The sequence below is a fragment of the Pelosinus sp. UFO1 genome, assembly GCF_000725345.1.
GTDB lineage: Bacteria > Bacillota > Negativicutes > DSM-13327 > DSM-13327 > Pelosinus.
Window position 1 is genome coordinate 949,574 of record NZ_CP008852.1, and the last position, 21,535, is coordinate 971,108.

18 protein-coding genes and 2 riboswitches are annotated in these 21,535 nt (G+C 38.5%); of the genes, 16 read left to right on the top strand and 2 right to left on the bottom strand.

Features of this window, described 5'->3' with window-relative positions:
- Positions 1-74 precede the first annotated feature (74 nt).
- Positions 75-527, bottom strand: a complete 453-nt coding sequence (locus UFO1_RS04195; RefSeq protein WP_038668265.1) for a response regulator — start codon at positions 525-527, stop codon at positions 75-77.
- 226 nt (positions 528-753) lie between these two features.
- On the opposite strand from UFO1_RS04195, the gene UFO1_RS04200 reads away from it, so the two are divergent.
- The 3 genes from UFO1_RS04200 (at position 754) to UFO1_RS04210 (ending at position 4,654) form a co-directional block, all read left to right on the top strand.
- The gene (locus UFO1_RS04200; protein WP_038668267.1) at positions 754-1,632 is read left to right on the top strand and encodes a LysR family transcriptional regulator; all 879 of its coding nucleotides are present in this window, start codon (positions 754-756) and stop codon (positions 1,630-1,632) included.
- Between the two features lie 194 nt (positions 1,633-1,826).
- Positions 1,827-3,146 (top strand): 4-aminobutyrate--2-oxoglutarate transaminase, encoded by a 1,320-nt coding sequence (gabT, locus tag UFO1_RS04205; RefSeq protein ID WP_038668269.1) that lies wholly within the window; start codon positions 1,827-1,829, stop codon positions 3,144-3,146.
- A gap of 98 nt (positions 3,147-3,244) precedes the next feature.
- The gene (locus tag UFO1_RS04210) at positions 3,245-4,654 is read left to right on the top strand and encodes an amino acid permease (RefSeq protein ID WP_038668271.1); all 1,410 of its coding nucleotides are present in this window, start codon (positions 3,245-3,247) and stop codon (positions 4,652-4,654) included.
- 152 nt (positions 4,655-4,806) lie between these two features.
- Here UFO1_RS04210 and UFO1_RS04215 read toward each other — a convergent pair whose 3' ends face one another.
- Complete coding sequence (locus UFO1_RS04215) at positions 4,807-5,517, bottom strand: N-acetylmuramoyl-L-alanine amidase (protein ID WP_038668272.1); 711 nt, start codon at positions 5,515-5,517, stop codon at positions 4,807-4,809.
- Positions 5,518-5,727: 210 nt separating this feature from the next.
- Positions 5,728-5,815, top strand: a riboswitch (cyclic di-GMP riboswitch).
- Positions 5,816-6,045: 230 nt separating this feature from the next.
- Here UFO1_RS04215 and UFO1_RS04220 point away from each other — a divergent pair.
- The 13 genes from UFO1_RS04220 (at position 6,046) to UFO1_RS04280 (ending at position 20,976) form a co-directional block, all read left to right on the top strand.
- Entirely contained in the window at positions 6,046-6,405 is a 360-nt protein-coding gene (locus UFO1_RS04220) for a response regulator (protein ID WP_173406241.1), read from the top strand.
- 75 nt (positions 6,406-6,480) lie between these two features.
- Positions 6,481-8,505, top strand: a complete 2,025-nt coding sequence (locus tag UFO1_RS04225) for a chemotaxis protein CheA (RefSeq protein ID WP_071841985.1) — start codon at positions 6,481-6,483, stop codon at positions 8,503-8,505.
- A 70-nt stretch (positions 8,506-8,575) separates the two neighbouring features.
- The gene (locus UFO1_RS04230; RefSeq protein ID WP_173406207.1) at positions 8,576-9,073 is read left to right on the top strand and encodes a chemotaxis protein CheW; all 498 of its coding nucleotides are present in this window, start codon (positions 8,576-8,578) and stop codon (positions 9,071-9,073) included.
- 36 nt (positions 9,074-9,109) lie between these two features.
- A complete protein-coding gene (locus tag UFO1_RS04235) occupies positions 9,110-10,837 on the top strand; it encodes a methyl-accepting chemotaxis protein (RefSeq protein ID WP_236639325.1) in 1,728 nt (575 codons plus the stop codon).
- Positions 10,838-10,944: 107 nt separating this feature from the next.
- Positions 10,945-11,778 carry a protein-glutamate O-methyltransferase CheR gene (locus UFO1_RS04240; protein WP_236639326.1) on the top strand — a complete coding sequence of 278 codons (834 nt, stop codon included), beginning with the start codon at positions 10,945-10,947 and terminating at the stop codon, positions 11,776-11,778.
- A gap of 4 nt (positions 11,779-11,782) precedes the next feature.
- Positions 11,783-12,823: a chemotaxis response regulator protein-glutamate methylesterase gene (locus tag UFO1_RS04245; RefSeq protein ID WP_038668275.1), complete on the top strand. Its 1,041-nt coding sequence runs from the start codon at positions 11,783-11,785 to the stop codon at positions 12,821-12,823.
- A 218-nt stretch (positions 12,824-13,041) separates the two neighbouring features.
- Positions 13,042-14,442, top strand: coding sequence for a hypothetical protein (locus tag UFO1_RS04250; RefSeq protein WP_038668277.1), 1,401 nt, complete (start codon positions 13,042-13,044; stop codon positions 14,440-14,442).
- Positions 14,443-14,553: 111 nt separating this feature from the next.
- A complete protein-coding gene (locus UFO1_RS04255) occupies positions 14,554-15,057 on the top strand; it encodes a DUF134 domain-containing protein (protein ID WP_038668279.1) in 504 nt (167 codons plus the stop codon).
- A 166-nt stretch (positions 15,058-15,223) separates the two neighbouring features.
- Positions 15,224-15,814 carry a YueI family protein gene (locus UFO1_RS04260; protein WP_038668280.1) on the top strand — a complete coding sequence of 197 codons (591 nt, stop codon included), beginning with the start codon at positions 15,224-15,226 and terminating at the stop codon, positions 15,812-15,814.
- Positions 15,815-16,341: 527 nt separating this feature from the next.
- A complete protein-coding gene (locus UFO1_RS04265) occupies positions 16,342-16,698 on the top strand; it encodes a metalloregulator ArsR/SmtB family transcription factor (protein WP_038668282.1) in 357 nt (118 codons plus the stop codon).
- Between the two features lie 241 nt (positions 16,699-16,939).
- On the top strand, positions 16,940-17,308 hold the full coding sequence (gene arsD, locus UFO1_RS04270) for an arsenite efflux transporter metallochaperone ArsD (RefSeq protein WP_038668284.1): 369 nt from the start codon (positions 16,940-16,942) through the stop codon (positions 17,306-17,308).
- A 28-nt stretch (positions 17,309-17,336) separates the two neighbouring features.
- Positions 17,337-19,091, top strand: a complete 1,755-nt coding sequence (gene arsA / locus UFO1_RS04275) for an arsenical pump-driving ATPase (protein WP_038668286.1) — start codon at positions 17,337-17,339, stop codon at positions 19,089-19,091.
- 247 nt (positions 19,092-19,338) lie between these two features.
- Positions 19,339-20,976: an FAD-dependent oxidoreductase gene (locus UFO1_RS04280; RefSeq protein WP_038668288.1), complete on the top strand. Its 1,638-nt coding sequence runs from the start codon at positions 19,339-19,341 to the stop codon at positions 20,974-20,976.
- A 67-nt stretch (positions 20,977-21,043) separates the two neighbouring features.
- Positions 21,044-21,226, top strand: a riboswitch (cobalamin riboswitch).
- Positions 21,227-21,535 lie beyond the last annotated feature (309 nt).

The window sequence follows — 21,535 nt, forward strand, 5'->3', positions numbered from 1 at the left end:
AATAGAATACTGTTACATTGATTATGAAGAGTATTTCTTTACTCAATAATTAGGAAGAAGGCTATTAGGGGGTTTTAGGCTTGAAGGGAGCATTTTTTTAATTTATATCCATCAAGGTCCCTTTGACTTAAAGCGCTCTTGCAGGTAAGTTGCTGCCGAAATTCACGGTAAGAAAGTAAAGAATCTTTAAGCCGCTCAAAATTAAAGGGTTTAAGTATATAATCAAATATCCCGTGACGTAAAGCCCAATTGATTGCGTTACCATTAGTTATTGCAGTAATTATAATAAAATCAATTGGTAGCTCTTCGATTCGAGTAAAAGATATCACTTCGATAGTGTTACTATCTGAGACACAATCATTAATAATTACTAAATCGGGTTTCTTCCTATCTAATAGTTCGAAAACTTCACTATGACTTCTGCCAATCCCTACTAGTGTAAAGCCACCTACCTCTTGAATATAAGATTTATGTATGTTAGTAATAACAGCTTCAGGATCTACAATCAGTACTTTAATATCGGTCATAGTCGACATCCTCCGGTGTATTCATATTTAATATCAACTACTCGTTTTGTGTTTAATGAAGGACAAGAGATATATTAATAGTAGGGTTATTTAACGAAAATAAATGAATCTGTTTTGACAATACTTAACCCTTCTTATATCATTATAGCAAAGCATTAGATATATATATAATATTAAAAAAGTTACTTTGCTATACGAAAAAAATATATCAGAAGGATGGGGTTTTGTGAATAGTAAGCAGCTTACCTATTTTTTGGCCATTGCTGAGGAGGGGCAAATTTCAAAGGCTGCCAAACGGTTACATATGGCTCAACCTCCATTGAGTCAACAACTTAAATTATTAGAAGAAGAATTAAATGTAAAATTAGTAGAACGTGACCGTCGAGGAATCATATTAACCGACGCGGGTCATTTGCTCTATAAAAGGGCGTCGCACATACTAGAGTTCATGAATATGACTACGAAAGAATTAAAAGAATTAGATGAAGGATATACAGGAACCTTATCGATTGGAGCTGTTGCATCCTCAGGAACGACCTTCTTACCCTTCAAAGTTGTCAACTTCCATAAACAATATCCCCATATAAGTTTTCAGTTATGGGAAGGTGACACAAACAAAATTTTAGATTTACTGAATTCTGGAATCATTGAAATAGGCATTGTAAGAGCAATTTTTGATTCAAAAATGTATCATTCCGTGAATTTACCGAATGAACCCATGGTAGTTGCCATGTGCAAAGATTGGGAAGATGAAGAACAGGCGACTCAACATATAAAGCTAGAAGAACTTGTAGATAAGCCCTTATTACTTCATCGGAGTAATGAAAGTATGATTGTGGAGTGTTGCCAGAAAAATGGTTTTGAGCCTCAAATTTTGTGCCGAGGGGACGATGTTAGATCCTTACTCGTATGGGCTGACGCAGGATTAGGCATGGCTATAGTACCTAAATCGGCAGTAGGTCTTGTGCCGAGCAACACATTAATATACAAAGAAATCATTGAATCTTCCTTAGAAATAAAAAAAGCAATTATTTGGCTGCGAAATCGCTACCTCTCAGCGAGTACTAGGAATTTTATAGATATGATACTGTCAGACTTATCTTAAGGATAAAAGTGAATAGGTCACAATGTAGTACAACACAATCTGTGATCTATTCACATAGACGCTAGTAGATACCTCTGGTATTATTTAAGTATCAACAAAATATGAGTGATGTATTTAGCAACGGCGCTGAATGTATATCCTGGAGATATATTCAGCGTTTTTATTTTTATAAAAATGTTAGGAGGGACTTTATAATGGATAATGGAAAAAGTAAGACTGAAACACTGATACAAAGAAAAAACAATGCAGTTGCTAGAGGGATAGCTAACTCAACAGGGGTTTTTGTAGAAAAGGCCAGTGGAGCGGTCATTACAGATGTAGAGGGTAGAGAGTTTCTTGACTTTTATGCGGGTGTAGGGGTTTTGAATGTTGGTCATTGTCCAGAATCGGTAGTTAAAGCCATACAAAAACAAGCGGAACAATTACTTCATTCATTCTTTGCCATTGCCATGTATGAACCCTATGTCCAGCTGGCAGAAAAGATGAATTCTCTAATGCCTGGGTTTTCTCCCAAAAAGACGATGTTCGCTAATAGTGGTGCAGAAGCCGTTGAGAATGCGGTGAAAATTGCCCGCCATGCAACGAAAAGAACCGGAATCATTTCTTTTGAGTGTGCATTCCATGGACGTACTTTTATGACCATGGGTCTTACCAGTAAAGTAAAACCTTATAAATATGGTTTTGGGCCTTTTGCTCCAGAGGTTTACAAGGTTCCTTCCGCATATTGCTACCGCTGCCATTATCGTTCTACCTATCCTGGTTGTGGGATGCATTGTCTAGAAAATTTTGAACGGTTTTTTGCAGCAGAAATTGATGCTGAGCATATTGCAGCTATGATTATTGAACCGGTACAGGGGGAAGGTGGTTTTCTCGTACCGCCACCAGAATTTTTGCCAGGTCTTAAGACTATCTGTGAGAGTAAGGGAATCTTATTAATTGCTGATGAAGTACAAAGTGGTTTTGGTCGTACAGGGAAAATGTTCGCCATTGAAAATTGGGGTGTGGAACCGGACTTAATGACTACGGCGAAGTCAATCGCTGCCGGTGTTCCTCTCAGTGCTGTAACAGGCAAGGCTCAGTATATGGATGCACCTGACGCTGGTAATATTGGCGGGACCTATGGCGGTAACCCTTTAGCCTGTGTGGCAGGTTTAGAAACGATAAAATTAATTGAGGAAAACAATCTCTGCAGCCGAGCAACAGAAATTGGCCATAAAACTATGAAGAGACTGGAAGCCTTACAGGAGAGATGCAGTGCTATCGGTGACGTGAGGGGTATTGGTGCGATGATTGGTATTGAACTAGTCAAAGATCGAAAAACGAAAGAACCAGCGAAAGAACTGACTAGCAAGGTAGTAAAATATTGTCTGGAACAAGGTGTAATTCTAATTAGTGCTGGTATTTTTAGTAATGTAATTCGTTTATTGATTCCTTTGGTGGTTACTGATGAACAATTAGATCGTGGACTTACGGTTTTAGAACAAAGTATCCTAAAAGCTACTGCTGAAGAATAATGTAGTGTAAATAAAATAGCTGCAAGCAAAGACGCTTGTCAACAACCGTGAGGTTGTTGATGAGCGTCTTTTTATATAAAAAAAGGAGGCGAACAGATATGAAAGAACAATCCTTATATTTAGAAAAAGAGAACTTGAAGAAAGATCTAAAAGACAGACATATCCAGTTGATTGCTATTGGTGGAGTTATTGGCGTTGCTCTATTTATGGGATCTGCTCAGGCGAGTAAGATGGCAGGACCAGCTCTCACATTAGCCTATGCCCTTGGTGGTATTGTTATGTACTTTGTGCTGCGTGCACTAGGTGAAGTCGCTGTAGAACATCCTGTAGCTTCATCCTTTGCTGGCTATGCCAGAGCCTTTTGCGGGCCACTAGTTTCCTTTGTTACTGGATGGACTTATTGGTACCAATGGGTTGTCTTAGCTATGTGTGAAATTTCAGCAGTCGGCATGTATATGAAATACTGGTCACCGGATATAGAGCAGTGGATTCCTGCGCTGATTTGTCTTGGTGTAATTCTGGCCATTAATTTAGTTGCAGTGAAATATTACGGTGAGTTTGAATTTTGGTTTGCGCTAATTAAAGTTGTAACCATCATAGCCATGCTGCTAGTTGGCTTTGCAATGATTCTCTTTGGCCTTGGTAACGATGGAGTGGCAATTGGTTTTTCTAATCTGTGGACTCACGGGGGTTTTATGCCTTTTGGTTGGAGTGGTGTAGCCATGGCATTGGTTATGGTGGTGTTTGCTTATTCAGGAGTTGAACTAATCGGAATTACTGCTGGTGAAGCCATTAATCCTGAGTCCTCTCTTAAATCCGCGATTGATAAGGTATTTTGGCGTGTATTGGTTTTCTATGTTGGCTCTATGGTAGCCATTCTATCTATTTTTCCTTATGATACGTTGCCGAAAGGCATTAGTCCTTTTGTAATGATCTTTGAAAAAGCCGGCATACCTTATGCAGCTTCCATTATAAATGTTGTAATTTTATCCTCGGCAGCTTCTTGCTTAAATAGTGGTATGTATGTTTGTGGACGAATGCTTTATGGATTAGCACTTAGAAATGAGGCTCCCGCATTCTTAGGGAAACTATCAGCCAGTCAAGTTCCCGCCAATGGCATTCTATTTTCTAGTGCTGTTTGCTTGATAGGCGTTTATCTAAATTATGCATCTCCAGACAGCGTATTTTATTATATGTCGGCTATTACAACCACGGGTTGTATGTGGACTTGGTCATTGATCATGTATATTCAGTACAAATGGCGAAAAAGCCTTAGTAGTGAGCAAATTACTCAGTTAAAATATCCTATGCCTTGTTATCCATATGCCAATTATGCAGTAGGGATATTTATGCTGGCTGTAACCTTAGGTATGGGATATGACCATGATAATCTGGTAGGATTATATGTTGCACCTGTTTGGTATGGTGGTCTTTATATTGTATATAAACTATTAAAAATTGGTGAAGCGCAACAGAAAGCTGATTTGAGTATTCGTACAGAATGGTAGGTTAGTTACTTTGAGGATTATTAGTAAAAAATTAAGCCAGGCAGAGGAATGCTTGGCTTTCCTTTTATGAATTCATAGAGTAAAAAAAGGGAGCACAACTGTGCTCCCTAAGGATGTTTAAAAATTTTACAAATTAACTGGTGAGGTCGCGCTTATTGCGCAAAATATTTTTTAATTCCATTGTAAATTCCAAGTGCTGCCTTTTTGTCAAAAGTAGGATTAAGGAGTAGTTTTTCTTCTTTTGGATTGGAGATAAAAGCAACTTCTGTTAATATGGCTGGCATCGTTGTGTTTTTAAGAACGTAAAAATCATTAGGTTGATAGCCTCTATCAGACAACTTTAGTTGGCTAACCATACTATCTTGTACTAAACTGGCAAGAGTATCGCTATTGCCTGGGTAAAAATAAGTTGCTGTACCACTGACAGGTTCGTCAGAAGCGTCAGCATGAATGCTAATAAACAAGTCTGCACTAGCCTGGTTTGCAATAGCAACGCGAGCCTGTAGTTCGTCAATGTCTGATGTTCCCTCATAGGCAACATCCTTGTCAGAGGTACGGGTCATGATAACCTTCGCTCCTCCATCAGATAATAACTTACCTAGATCACGAGCAATGGCCAGTGTAACATTTTTTTCCGCAACATGATTAGGGCCTATGGCACCAGTATCACTACCACCATGACCGGGATCAACAACGATTACCTTGCCTTTCATTGAAGAATTTTTTGTTTGGTTGCTTTGAAGACCTATAAAGTTGATGATATCTTGACTCAGTGAATCAAAGGAAGCGGCACTCGCAGTAGCTGCTGGTAAGCTAGTTAGTAACAATAATAGAGCTATTAAAAGAGGTATTTGTTTTTTCATGTAATGTATCCTTGCTAATTTTATAGTTTTATGTGGTATTCAAATTATACTTTAATTACATTCTTCGCAGCAAACGTAATATTTGCCATTCTTTTTTGTATTAAAACAAGACCTAGGTCCTGGGGAAACATACCAGAGTCCCGAAATGCGTTGACGAATATATGGAATAATAATATAATATAAGAAAATACTACATAGATAGACAAAAATTAACAATATTGGCAAACCTATCGAAAGATAGGGACGCAAAGCTATGGGTCTACAGTCGCTGGGCGACCAAGACTGCCAGGCCGCCATGTTAGCTTAAACTACCATGTTTTAGGTCAGGTATCCCTGACCTTTTTTTGCGTTTTTTTTGATGGCTTCAATTATTTCTGATTGGGATAAAGTAGGTGACATTATAGTCGAAATATTTCGAACAGAAATGATGCTTACATTGAAAAGGGTAAGAGAAGCAGGGAAGCTAAAATATGTAGGTAACGATTATGTGATTGCAAGTTGACATTACTTGTAGATGAAAGGATGAAGATATATATGAAAGTACTTATTGTTGATGATGCAGTTTTTATCCGGTTAACACTAAAAATGATGTTAGAGAAAAATGGCTACCAAGTAGTAGGCGAAGCTGCAAATGGTGCAGAAGCAATCCTAAAATACAATGAACTTAAACCTGATCTGGTTACAATGGATATAACAATGCCTCAAATGGATGGAATAACGGCTTTGAAGGCAATAAAAAAAATGGATTCTAGTGCGAAAGTCGTTATGATATCGGCTATGGGGCAAGAAGCGACTGTAAAAGATGCCATTGTGTCTGGTGCTAATGGATTTATCGTAAAACCGTTTGTTGAAGAACAGGTCATTCGAGGGCTAAGCAAGTTCAAATAGAAACGCTAGATTTTGAAAAAGATTATGCAGTACCGTACTTCCAGTATTTGCAGTAATTTGTGAGGGTGATTGAAATTGGCCAATAATGATAGCAAAGCCCCAATGCTTGACCTCTTTGTATTTGAAACAAACCAGATGTTAGAACAGCTTGAACGCCTTATTTTAGATAGTGAAAAGTCCGGGGGCTTGGAAGTCGTTATCAATGAAGTATTTAGAATTATGCATACACTAAAGGGGTCGGCTGCTATGATGATGTTCAATGACATTTCTTCGTTAGCCCACTCTTTAGAGGATGTTTTCTATTATATTCGCGAGACAAAGCCTCAAAGTGTAGATTATTCGGAACTGACAGATCTAGTTTTAAATGCCGTAGATTTCATTAAAGGTGAAGTGGCTAAGGTGGAAAACGGGGCAGATCCAACAGGTGATTCCTATGTTGTTTGCGAGAAAAGCAGGGAGTTTTTGTCCAGTTTAAAGGAAAGTCATCCCAAACTGACTGATACTACGAATTTCAATATTGATGAATCAAATATCCATTTTGGGGCTGATGCATCTGAGGATGAGGGAAAAATCAGATATGAAGCCAGGATCTTTTTTGACGAAGATTGTGGAATGGAAAATATAAGAGCTTTTACTCTAATTCATGAGCTTAGTGATCTTGCAGAGAACATTGTACATTCACCAATGGATATTTTAGAAAACGATGCTACATCGGAAGTTATTAAAAATGAAGGATTCCAGATAACATTTTTGACGCAAAAATCTTTGGAAATAGTACAAGAATTTTTCTGCAACACAATGTTTCTAAAAGAGTTCAACTTAAATGTAGTGGCGGATGCCAGCGTCAAAAAAGCGCAGCAGAAAAAGGTAATTGACTTAGATGACCCAATTCCAGATGAGCCCGTGAATGCTGCCGTCAAGGAAGTGGAGCAGCAAACGGAAGGGACACAAAGTTTTATTAGTGTAAATGTGTCAAAGATGGATATCCTTATGGATTTAGTGGGAGAGCTTGTCATTGCTGAGGCAATGGTAACTCAAAATCCTGAACTGCAAGGATTGAGGCTTGATAAGTTCTATAAGTCAGCACGACAATTAAGAAAAATTACTAGCGAACTTCAAGATACTGTTATGTCCATACGAATGGTGCCGTTATCAGCAACTTTTCATAAGATGAATCGCATTGTCAGAGATATGGTGCGAAAGCTTGATAAAGAAGCGCAGTTAGAGATTATTGGAGAGCAAACCGAAGTAGACAAAAATATTATAGAAAGCATATCAGACCCGCTTATGCATCTAATTCGTAATGCTGTGGACCATGGTATTGAGCCTGCTCAAGAAAGAATTGCCCAAGGGAAACCGAAAGTGGGCAAAATTCGACTAGAAGCAAAAAGTGCCGGTGGCGATGTTTTGATTACGATACAAGATGACGGTGGAGGGTTAAACAAAGAAAAAATTCTTAAAAAAGCTTGGGAACGCGGTTTAATTGAAAAGGAAGAGACCTCTTTAAGTGATAACCAGGTCTATTCTTTTATTTTACAGCCTGGCTTTTCTACCAATGATACTGTGACAGAATTCTCTGGTCGTGGAGTTGGTATGGACGTCGTAGCCAAGAATATTGAAAAAATAGGTGGTACGATTAGTGTTGATAGCGTAGTGGGGGAAGGCACAACAATGTTTATAAGAATTCCTCTTACTCTTGCGATCATTGATGGGATGAATATAAAGGTCGGAAATTCCATCTACACGATACCGATTATTGCGATAAAAGAGTCCTTTCGGCTGAAAGAGCAGAATTTGATAAAAGATACAAATAATAATGAAATGATTATGATTCGGGGGGAGTGCCACCCTGTTTTGCGTCTTTATGAAAGGTTTCAGGTAAAAACAGAGGTCAAAGATCTAAGAGAAGGAATCATGGTAATGGTTGAAGCTGACGGAAAAGGAATTTGTTTATTTGCTGACTCTTTAATAGGGCAGCAACAGGTAGTGGTCAAAGCTTTGCCTTCCTATATCAAAAAGACGAAGGGAATTGCGGGTTGTACCTTGCTCGGAGATGGTGGTGTTAGCTTGATACTCGATGTTGCCGCCCTGAACTCTTAGTAGGTTTATCCCTACAGCAACGAATCTATAGGCTAGTAAAGAAGAATAGATTGAAAAAAGGAGACATATCATGTCTGAGATTGCTGAAAATGTGCTAGATGATGAAGAAGACACGCAAAAGGACAAATTTCTGACATTTTCCTTGGGGACTGAAGTCTATGGTATTGAAATAAAATTTGTCACTGAGATAATCGGTATGCAGTCTGTAACAGAAATACCTGACCTTCCAGAATATGTACAAGGCATCATTAACCTTAGGGGGAAGATTATCCCTGTTATTGATGTTAGGCTACGGTTTAAAAAAGTATATCGAGAGTACAATGACCGCACTTGTATTGTAGTAGTTGATATAAAAGGTGTTACCTTAGGGCTCATTGTGGATGCGGTAGAGGAAGTGCTCATCATTGCAGCTCAAGAAATTGTTTTGCCGCCTCAATTTGATAATGGCAGCTATCATCAACGCTTTATTAAAGGGATAGGTAAAGTAGGTAAAGATGTAAAGCTAATCCTCGATAGTGATCGATTATTAAATGATAATGAAGTTAGCAGCTTAGAGAGAATTTGTTAGGATTTATTTAACAAATAGTAAAGGAAGGCGAAAAAAATGATGAAATGGTTTCAGAATCTTAAAATTGCTAACAAACTTACTGTTGCGTTTCTTTGTGTAGCTGTAATTGCAGGGATGGTAGGAGCGGTAGGTGTATATAATCTTTCTAGTTTGTCCCAGGCGGATACGGATTTGTATGAAAAATATACGGTGCCTATGGGACAGATGGGTGATATTAGTGAAGCCTATCAAAAGGGGCGCGTAAGTTTTAGAGATATCCTTTTGACAAAGGATGTAAATATCCAAAATCAAAAAATGAAAAGTTTTAATGAATCCATCAGTAAAATGAAATCGGGAAGTAACGAGATTGGTAAAACGTTAGTGAGCGATGAAGGACGTAAATTGCATAAGACCCTCGACGATACGATTGCTCAATATGATTCCTATTCTAAAAACCTATTTCCCATGCTTCAGGCGGGACAAGTAGCACAAGTAAATCAATTAATACAAACTGAGGGTATTCGAATCGCAGAGACTATGGAAGATACACTCAATAAGTTAAGTGCAATGAAAATAGAGTTAGCAAAACAAAAGGCAGCAGCCAATAAAGCAGATGCAAATAGGGCTATGCTCTTTATGATAATTCTTGTTGCCTTTAGTGTCGTTATAGCGATTACCCTTGGTATTTATATTGCTAGAATCATTTCTCAACCAGTTAAAGAGATTGTTGAAGTTGCTGGCAAGATCGCAAGTGGCGATTTGAACGTTGCAGTAAATGTTCGAACAAGTGATGAAATTGGCCAACTAGCCCAAGCCTTTAATTTGATGGCAGAAAATATAAATCGAGCGATGAGTAGCATCAATGAAGCCGCAGAGCAAGTAGCTGCTGGTGCTCAGCAAATTGCTTCATCTGGAGAAGTTCTGTCCCAGGGCTCTACAGAACAAGCTAGTTCTATTGAAGAAATAACTGCTTCTATGACACAAGTAGCTGTGCAGACTAAACAAAATGCGGTAAATGCAAATCAAGCCAATGAATTGACGATATCTTCTAAAGAACAGGCCATTGAAGGTAATACACAAATGCAGGAAATGATAAAGGCGATGTCTGAAATTAATGAATCATCGGCTAATATATCAAAAATTATTAAGGTTATCGATGAAATTGCCTTCCAAACGAATATATTGGCTCTTAATGCAGCCGTAGAAGCGGCTAGAGCAGGACAGCATGGTAAAGGATTTGCTGTGGTAGCGGAAGAAGTCAGAAATTTAGCTGCGAGAAGTGCTAATGCGGCGAAGGAAACAACAGCCATGATTGAAGGATCAATCAAAAAGGTGGACATCGGAACAAAGATCGCCAACGATACAGCAGAAGCTTTGAATGGCATTGTAGGTGGTGTTGCAAAGGCAGCGGAACTTGTCGGTAATATTGCAGCTGCCTCAAATGAGCAAGCTTCCGCAATTTCCCAGATTAATCAAGCTATCAATCAGGTATCTCAAGTGGTCCAGACGAACTCAGCAACAGCAGAGGAAAGTGCATCTGCCAGCGAGGAATTATCAAGCCAAGCCGAGGTCATGAGAGATAATGTATCTAAATTTAAACTAAAACAACAAGCTACTCAAGGTTTCAGGGCTTCAGCAGGAGTCAGTCCAGAAGTTTTACGAGCAATTGAAAACATGATGGAGCAAAAAAAATATAGACAAGAAAGACGAGACGATAAATACGAAGTGGCATTGGCATCCCCAGGGAAAATTGATCTTGATGATAAAGAGTTTGGTAAGTACTAGTAGGACTCAATGATAAAATAAGAATAGTTCTTGGTGATAAGGACTCCTACAAGTCTTAGTAGTATTTTAGAAAGTGTACATTAAGATTTGTAGGATCTTTTTATCCATTGAAGGGCGGGAGAACTATAAAGGACATAACAGAACGGGAATTTAGCGAGCTTGTTCATTTTATTAAACAGAACTATGGAATCAACTTATCGCAAAAAAGGACTTTGGTGTATGGTCGTCTAAATAATTATATAGTACAAAGCGGCTTTACTAGTTTTTCAGAGTATTTTTCCTATGTGAAAAATGATCTTACAGGTAAGGCTGGAGTGACTTTGGTAAACAAACTAACGACCAACCATACCTACTTTCTACGGGAACCCCAGCATTTTGAGTTGCTCAAGAATGTGGTTTTACCTTATCTTGCCGAGGCTGAGAAGAAAAACAAAGATCTACGGGTATGGAGTGCTGGCTGCTCCACAGGAGAAGAGCCATATACCTTGGCAATGATGATTGACTCCTATTTTGGACCTGAGAAGTACCTATGGGATACTAAGATACTGGCAACGGATATTTCTACATCTGTCTTGGGAAAAGCGCAGAAAGCAATTTATTCTACGCAGCAACTAGAAATGCTGCCAGACAAATGGCGAACGACATACTTTCAGAAATTCAGTGAAGAGTCTAGCATTTTAAGAGAGACAATTCGACGTGAGGTCATTTTTCGACGATTTAATCTTATGAATGAAATCTTTCCTTTTAAAAAAAAGTTTCATCTTATCCTATGTCGCAATGTAATGATATATTTTGATGAAAAGACCAAAAAAGATTTGATCAATCGATTTTATGAGCATATGGAACCAGGGGGGTACTTGTTTATTGGACATTCTGAATCGATTAATCGTTATGAAAGTAAATATCGGTTTATAGCACCCGCTGTTTATAGAAAGGGTTAAAAATATGAATAATAACAAACGTAAGATTCGAGTTTTGGTGGTAGATGATTCTATCGTCTTTCGCGAAACATTAGCACGCCAAATATCACAAGATCCTTTAATTGAAGTTGTAGCAACAGCATCCGACCCTTATATAGCAAGGGATAAAATTTTAGAATTTGAACCTGATGTTATGACTCTTGATGTAGAGATGCCCCGAATGAGCGGCATTGAATTTTTAAAGAAATTGATTCCCCAATATCCCATACCAGTTGTTGTGGTAAGTGCCGTAAGTCAAAGCGTATTCGATGCTTTAAAAGCAGGTGCAGTTGATTTTGTTACAAAACCAGATCCACTGAATGGGCGGGGCGTTGAGGCGTTTATCAGTGAATTGATAGTGAAAATTAAAATTGCGTCTACAGCTAAGGTGGCAACGCCAAAGGGGAATGTTATCACATCTTCTAATAACCAAGGGGCCGGCTTAGCGAAGCAAAATTGCATTATTGCAATTGGCGCCTCTACTGGGGGAACGGAAGCAATTGATAGGATACTCAAAGGATTTCCTGCCAATATGCCAGGTACGGTTATTGTACAACATATGCCACCTGTTTTTACCGGCTTGTTTGCTGCACGATTGAATAGTTCTTGCATTGTAGAAGTGAAGGAAGCCAAAACAGGAGATATGGTGTTACCGGGACGAGTGTTAATCGCCCCCGGCGATCATCATATGCGTATCAAAAAGGTGAATACGAATTATATGGTAGAATGCTTTCGCGGTGAGAAGGTTAACGGCCATTGCCCTGCTGTTGATGTTCTGTTTCATTCTGTAGCTGAACATGCTGGTAAGAATGCAATTGGAGTGATTTTGACGGGAATGGGGAATGATGGTGCTAATGGTTTGCTCGCTCTTCGTAAATCTGGGGCCAATACTTTAGGACAAGATGAACGTTCTTCCGTTGTCTATGGTATGCCCAAGGCAGCTTTTACCATTGGAGCTGTCCAGGAACAAGTTCCCCTTGATCTTATGCCGCGAAAAATATATGCTTTGGTAAACAATAGGAGATAATTATCTTACATAAGTGATTAAATTAAATTAAATTAAATTAAATTGCCTCTCGAGGATGCTTAACATTCTTCGAGGGGTTTTTTTATTCGGATGTAAAGTAATAGCAAGGAGTTATAGTAAGTGATCAATAGGCGATAGGTATACATCAAGTGAGGGGCTCCGATTCCTTTGCATCTGCATAGATTATCATAATACGAGGTTTATAAAGGGGGGAGTTTATGTTTGAGCTTACTTCTTTGCACTGGATTTTCACTCTATTTATCGTATTAATCGTAATAGCTATGATGATGCGCAGGGATACAAGTATAATTTGTATTATTGGGATATTTTTAATTGGTTATATGGCAAAAGGGACAATCAACCAAGCTATCATTGGGATATTTAATAGCTTTGTTTATGCATTGAATGAATTGTCTGGAACCATATTAATCATTTCTCTGATTGTAGCAATGAGTAAAGCCTTGTTATACACAGGGGTAAATGAAATTATGGTAGAACCATTTGCTAGGGCAATTCGTACTCCAAGTATGGCCTATTGGATCATTGGCGTATTTATGATGACGATTTCCTGGTTTTTTTGGCCATCACCAGCTGCGGCACTTATGGGTGCTGTATTATTGCCTGTTGGTCTTCGAGTAGGTTTGCCAGCTATGGGAGTGGCTGCCTCGATGAACTTGTTTGGACACGGCATTGCTTTATCTAGCGATTGGGTGATTCAGGGGGCACCGAAGCTTACCTCAGCAGCTGCGGGAATTCCTGTTCAGGACGTAGTAAATGCAAGTGTACCATTAATTCTTGTAATGGGATTGGTAACTGTTAGCGTTGCTTACTGGATATTGAAACGTGACATCGAAAAAGGCAGATTGAGCATTGAAAAGGACACTGTGTTAATTCATTCATCTGATTCTTTAGATGAGGTAGCTGCATTTCCTCTCGCCACCAGAGCGAAAAAATGGTTAGCAGCCATGGTGCTTATTCTTTTTGGTATTGATGTGGCTGTTATGGTTAGTTTTAACCTTCGGGGAGGAGACGCAACGGCTCTCATTGGTGGGACAGCAATTTTGATTATGATCATTATAGTGCTTGTAGCCCACAAAGGGAAAGGGATTGAGCAGGCAACAAATTATTTAGTAGAAGGGTTCAAATTCGGCATTACGGTCTTTGGGCCAGTCATTCCTATTGCTGCATTTTTTTACCTAGGGGATAGTGGTTTTGTTACTATATTTGGCAAGGTTTTGCCACTAGACTCACAAGGATTGGTCAATGATTTAGGGCTTGTTATGGCGCAGAACGTTTCGATAAGTCCAGTGATCGGAGCATTTACCATCATGATTGTTGGCATTATCACAGGTTTAGATGGTTCAGGTTTTTCGGGGATTTCTCTTGTTGGATCGTTAGCTAAACTTTTCTCTGTATCCATTGGATCTGGCACAGCGACTCTCACTGCCTTGGGCCAGATTGCGGCAATTTTTACCGGAGGAGGTACATTAGTTCCCTGGAGCTTAATTGCTGTTGCAGCTATTTGTAACGTGAATCCTTTTGAACTAGCTAGGCGAAACCTGCTACCAGTAATGGCGGGACTTATTGTGACGACGGTAGTAGCCATCTTCCTACTATAGTGTTAAAGGCATCAGGCAACTTAAATTGTGGATATTGTTAATTTAGATTGTATTTTTTAAGAGAATGATTCATTATAATAGTAGAATATACTCAATTTGAGAGGTGCTTTTATGTCGCGTAGACGCTGCTGTGGTCTGGTAGAAGAAATACCCTATAGTAAACGATTTGTGCCAGACAATCAAAGAAATGTTGCAGTATCCGAAATTCTTATTGAAGAAATTGAATCAATTCGATTAAAAGACGTAGAAGGCTTGGATCAGCAAATGTGTGCAGAAGCAATGGGAGTATCAAGAACAACCTTTCAGCGGATTTTACAACGTGCAAGATTCAAGGTTGCGTCGGCATTAGTGCAAGGCCAAACGATACTCATTAGGGGCGGAAACTATATACTGAAAAACAGAGTCTTTGAATGTTTAGATTGTCATCATGTTTGGGATGTAGAGCCTTGTGAAAAAGGGGCAAAGCATGGTTATGAAATTCCCTGCCCTGCATGTAACAGTATGAAAAAAATAAAGGTTTCTGATGAAGACGTTAGGTGTACTTGTGGCAGACGTCATCAAGGTGATAGATGTTGTGGTGGAATGAAACTTAGTGAACAGTCAACAAAATTTTGAAATTAGACAATAATCTCTTTATTGTAATTGTATTAAAACCCGTATGAGCATTTCATGCGGGTTTGCTTGTTTTATCAACTAATTTAGTCATGGACCTTTCTTTTAGTATAAATACCAATTGGTAAGGTTAATTTAATGACATTCTGTCAAACCGGAGGTGGTTATAATGAACAAGACTCAATCTGAGGGCATCGGAGATTTACAAAAAGCAGATAAATTAGGGCAGACGTTATTAGCAGGAATACATGGGATACCTGAAATAAGGCGTGATGAAAAAAGATATCATCTGGGGGAGTTTAAGGAACGGATACTAAGAAAACTATCAAAAAAACAAGTAACTGAAGCTGCTATTTATCCAGAAGTTTTTCAAACTTTAAAAGATCAAAGAGTAAATAAGTTAATTCTTAACGGTGAAATTGATAGATCTTCTATAGAAAAATACCGGGTATTAGCAAGACGTGTAAATAAAAACTGTACTGTACGCATTGATCCTAGTTTCAAAGGAGATACAGGCCTTGTCGTAGCAAGTAATCAGGCAGTAGAGGAACAAGAGATTACTGTTGTCGATAGAAGTCTACGATTACAAAGGCTTGGTTTATCAACCGCCCTTATCCAGGCAGCAGGCAAAAAGGTATGCCGAGAATGTATTAAGAGAATTGTTGAAGTTGATGAAAATGAACTGATTAACTATCACCAGCTTACATGGATAGATCGTTTAGGTGGAGAAAGATGCCCTGTGCATAGTAAGAAAGTATGACCTTTTTTGTAGTTCACATAAATTTTAGATTGTATACCTTAAGATGGAGGTAATCCTTCTAAAAATAGATTATTATATAAATACTGTATATAGCTTACTGTTTTATGTGCTACTATAAAAAGAAGTTAGGTGAGATTGTGAATTATTCTGAATTAAAGGCACTCAAAGATGTGATAATACTTGTTACATTTCTATATTTATTGAAGGTTCTGGATGTTGTAAATTAAGGAATCATCGTCTCATGTTTGTGAGATAGTTATGATACTGTAATAATGAATAGTACTTTCTAGATAAAGTACTATTTTATAAATACTGCTACAGAACATTAGATATGGGGATTTTTCAAACCGTTAATACAGGAGGGATGCTACTGGCATCTCTCTATTAATGCCTACTACTAATGGGTTTAGTTGGTATGTTGACAAAGGCAAGGTTACAGTATATGATTAAAAATTAATATAATCATGTACTGTAACCTTTATATATAACATAGTTTCATTAAATCAATCGGAGAGTTGGAGGAGAACATGAACATAATACGGACATTAAAGGCATTAAGCGATGAAACTAGATTAAGAATTATAAATTTGTTATGGGTTGAAAATTTGTGCGTTTGTGAGATTGAAGCCATTCTGCAAAGTAGTCAGTCCAATGTATCTAGGCATTTGGCGAAACTTCGTGATTCAGGAATTATTTATAGTGAAAAAAAGTCTCAGTGGGTGTATTACGGCATGAGTATTGAAGCCATAAAACACTACGCCTTTATAAAGACATTATTAGATGTAGATGTTGCAAAATATCCTCAATACCAAGAGGATATAGCAAAACTGAAGAGCTACCGAGAGCAAAATATCACATGTGGATCTTTGGAAGGTTCACATTAAAATTTTTCATTTTTTAGAATATAGTGAGTGTTCTATGGAAGTCTCCTTTACATATAGCAGATATAGGGTAGGTTGGATACTGTTGACAAAGAGCTATGAAAAGTATATGATCATAATTGAATATAGTAATATAATATGCGGGATAAAAATGGTGTAAGGATATTTCTTCAGTTAAATCAATACTTAATTAGATTCCATGTGAGCGTATTGTGAAAAATATAAACAATAAGGGGAGCTTAAAATGAGTAAAATTGAAATTTTTGATCCAGCTATGTGTTGCGAAACAGGAATTTGTGGACCTGGTATTGACCAAGAACTTTTAAGGGTGGCAACTACGATTAATAGGCTTACCAGCAAGGGAGTTTCCGTGATTCGCTACGGCCTCTCAAGTAACCCACAAGCCTTTGTCGATAATAAAAAAGTAAATGAATATTTGATGAAGGAAGAAGTTGAGGTTTTGCCAATTACCTTAGTAGACGGAGAAGTGGTTAAAACTAGAGAATATCCAACAACTGCTGAATTTGCTCAATGGTCAGGCTTATCCAAGGAAGAGATAACAGCAGATGAAGATGAAAATAAACAATGTTGCTGTGAGGGCGGATGTTGTTAGTCTAAGGAGAGAAACTTAGGAGGATTTTATGTATAAATCATTTCATCCAGATTCTATAAATATGACGAAGTATTTATTTTTTACCGGTAAAGGCGGCGTAGGTAAAACCTCGACGGCTTGTGCTACTGCGATTACCTTAGCGGATCAAGGGAAAAAAGTATTATTAGTCAGTACCGATCCAGCTTCCAATTTACAAGATGTTTTTGGTATTGCACTTACTAGTAAAGGAATTGCCATCCAAGAAGTTCCAAATCTTGTGGTTGCAAACTTAAACCCAGAAGAAGCTGCCAAAGAATATAAAGAATCAGTGATTGCGCCCTTTCGCGGCAAACTACCTCCCAGTGTACTGAGGAATATGGAGGAGCAGCTTTCAGGGTCATGTACAGTGGAAATTGCTGCCTTTAATGAGTTTTCCAACTTTATAACCGATGAAAAAATACAAACGGAATACGACCACATTCTGTTTGATACAGCGCCAACGGGGCATACTTTGCGTATGCTGCAACTGCCATCTGCGTGGAGTAATTTTATTAGTGAAAGTACCCATGGGGCGTCTTGCCTCGGTCAATTATCTGGATTAGAAAGTAAGAAAGAAGTTTATAAAAATGCAGTGAATATCTTAGCAGATGGTAACATGACAACCTTGGTCTTACTAACGAGACCCGAATACGCTCCCTTACAGGAAGCTGAGCGGGCATCTAAAGAACTGAAAGAATTAGGGGTTAACAATCAGCTTCTAATTGTTAATGGCGTATTGGAACTGGATATTAAAGATGATGAAATTGCAAACCAATTGTATGCGAAACAGCAAAAAGCATTGGGAAATATACCGGAAGCTCTCAAAGAGACTAAAACCTATAAAATTCCTCTAAGGGCATACAATGTAACAGGTATTAAAAATATAAGAATGATGTTAAAAGAAGATTATCTAGAAACCCAAGACTATAAACTAAACAAAGCAGAATTACCAAAAGTCAAAGCTTTAATTGAGAATCTGTATGCCTCCCAGAAAAAAGTTATTTTCACTATGGGTAAAGGTGGAGTTGGAAAAACCACCTTGGCCGCAGCGATTGCCCTTGGCCTTGCTGAACGGGGTGTAAAGGTACATTTAACAACCACCGATCCAGCCGACCACTTGAAGTTTGTAGTCGAGGAAGGTCGTCATGGCATTCGAGTCAGTAAGATTGACGAGAAAGAAGAGCTTCGTAAATACTCAGAGGCTGTGCTAGAAAAGGCAAGAGAAACTATGAGCGAGGCGGATATTTCTTATGTAGAAGAAGACCTGCGTTCCCCATGTACCCAGGAAATCGCTGTATTCCGTGCTTTTGCACAGATTGTCGATCAGGCTGACGATGAAGTTGTAGTAATCGATACAGCACCCACAGGGCACACTTTATTATTATTAGATGCCACCCAAAGCTATCATAAGGAAATACAACGCTCCCAAGGCGATATACCTGAATCTGTGAAGAACCTACTGCCAAGATTACGAGATGAGAAGGAAACAGAGGTTGTTATCGTAACCCTGCCGGAAGCTACGCCTGTGTATGAAGCAATGAGATTGCAAGAGGATTTAAAACGGGCAGGTATTCGAAATAAATGGTGGGTAATTAACTCAAGTTTATACATGACGAATACCCAAAGCCCATTATTAAAAACTAAATCCCAAAACGAAATTCCATGGATCAATAAAGTGGATGAAATTTCAGAAGGGAATTTTGCGGTTATACCATGGAAAGGTGAAGAAATAAAAGGCGAGAAACTAGTTGAATTAATTAAGTAAATGTAAGGTATTACTAACTATGCATCCGGTACTGTTTCGCTACTCACTTTGAAAAGAGCAAGACATGCCGGATGCTTTTTAGTAATTACGTAAGAAGTATAGTTGTTGGGTGATCCGCCCAGTATCCATATTATTAACGTTCCGCCATTAGCATTTAACCTACACTTATAATAATATGGATACTGGGCGGAGACTTTTGCTAAAAGGATGCGTAAGAGTTTTTCACATTATGAAAGGGAGCATAATTATGAGAATTATCATTATAGGATCTGTAGCAGCAGGAACGTCGGTAGCTGCGAAAGCTAGAAGAAATAATATCGATAATGAAATTGTTATTTACGAAAAAGATAGGGACATATCCTATTCCGTTTGCGGACTACCTTATTATATCGGAGAAGAGTATATCAGTCGGGAAAACCTTAATCCCAGGAATCCAGAATGGTTTAAAAAACGTTTCGCGATTGATATTAAAACGGAACATGAAGTCATTGGAATTGATGCTGACAAAAAAGAACTAGGAATCAAAGATTTACAGACAGGAACAACCTTTCATGATTCCTACGATATTCTTGTATTGGCGACAGGGGCAGCTCCTGTAAAACCTGATATTAAAGGGTTAGAGGGCAATAATGTATTTATAGTACGTAATATTACTAGTGCTGATAAGATTAAAGAGCATATTGAAAAGGAGCACCCAGCTTCTGCAGTTATTATTGGTAGTGGATTTATTGGCATGGAGATTGCAGAAAATCTCGTAAAAAAGGGCATTCAGATAGCAGTAGTAGAAGCTCTTGGACAAGTGATGCCTTCTTATGATCCAGAAATGTCCTTACGTATTAAAAAAGAACTTATCGAAAATAAAGTACAAGTTTTTAGCGGAGAAAAAGTTGTAAAAGTAGATGACGAAAATAAATCAGTACTGACGGATACAGGCAGAATGCTGCCAGCAGATATGGTTATCCTTTCTACAGGAGTCAAACCAGCAGTAGATCTTGCCAAACAAGCTGGTATAGAGCTCGGCACGACGGGAGCTATTAAGGTAGATACTAAGATGGAGACGTCCATCAAGGGGATATACGCAGTTGGGGATTGTTCAGAAAGTTATTTTCTCATTGATGGGAACCCTTGCTACCGTCCGATGGGATCCACTGCAAATAAGACAGGTAGAATCGCAGGAGATGTTATTACAGGTGGCGATTTAGAGTTTAGAGGAATACTCGGTACAGGAATTGTAAAAGTATTTGATTTAACCTGTGGGCAGACAGGGTATACAGAAAAGGAAGCTAGAAGAGCAGGGTACGATGTAGAAATCATTCATAATATAAAGCCGAATCAGACAGAGTATTTTGAAGGCAGTTCAGAAATGATCATTAAGGCGGTTGCCGATAGAGCAACCCAGAAGCTTTTAGGTGTTCAGATCATTGGGAAAAAAGGTGTAGATAAAAGGATTGATATATTTGCGACTGCCATTACTTTTGGAGCAAAAGCGGGTGATTTATCACATCTAGATCTTGCCTACGCTCCTCCTTATTCCACAACGAAAGATCCTGTAATGTATACGGGCATGATTTTAGATAATGCCTTAAATCGGGGTAGAAAAATTATTACAGCCCAAGAGTTAATTGCAGACAGAATGAAATATACCGTTATTGATGTTAGAAGTAACAAAGATTTTGCCAAAGGTCATATTGAAGGTGCTGTCAATATCCCATTGGGAGATCTTAAAGAAAAGGTTAGGGAATTATCGCAGAATGAATCTATCGTCGTTCATTGCAACAAAGGGGTAACAGGGAATGCAGCCCAGAATATGTTAATTAATCTTGGCTTTACGAAGGTTTATAACCTTTCTGGCGGTTACAAAGAATTTAAAGTGGAAAATCAGTAAGAAATATACAGTCTTGTATATTTCTAAATAAAGTGCTATTATATGTGTGAAGACGATTTAACTGAAAACTTTATAAATAGAGATAGGTGCCCTAAGGGGCTTAATAGGGAAGTCCGGTTTCATGCCGGCGCGGTCCCGCCACTGTAATGAGGAGCGAACCCAAGGTATACCACTGAGGCGAAAGTTTTGGGAAGGTTTGGGGAAGCGATGATCCAGAGCCAGGAGAACTGCCTATTTGATAATCACCGTTTTACCCACGAGCGATGGGGAGGGGATTAAGTGCACACCAAGGTTGTATTGTACTTATTTCCCGGCGTATATAACGCCGGGATTTTTATTAGATATAACTAGATGTTCTTAATGTTCTCCCGACTTGTGGTCGGGAGATTTTTATTTGTTATGTGACTGTTTCGTATTTGGGTGCGAAATAGCTAACATATGCTTCAAACTTTCAAATCCATATTGTTGTGAGTTGTCCTTGGGAAGGACAGCTAGTTCCGTGGAAGCGGAACTTCCTTTTTCAGTCAAGTGTGATGTAGTGTAGTTGCTTAATTAGCCG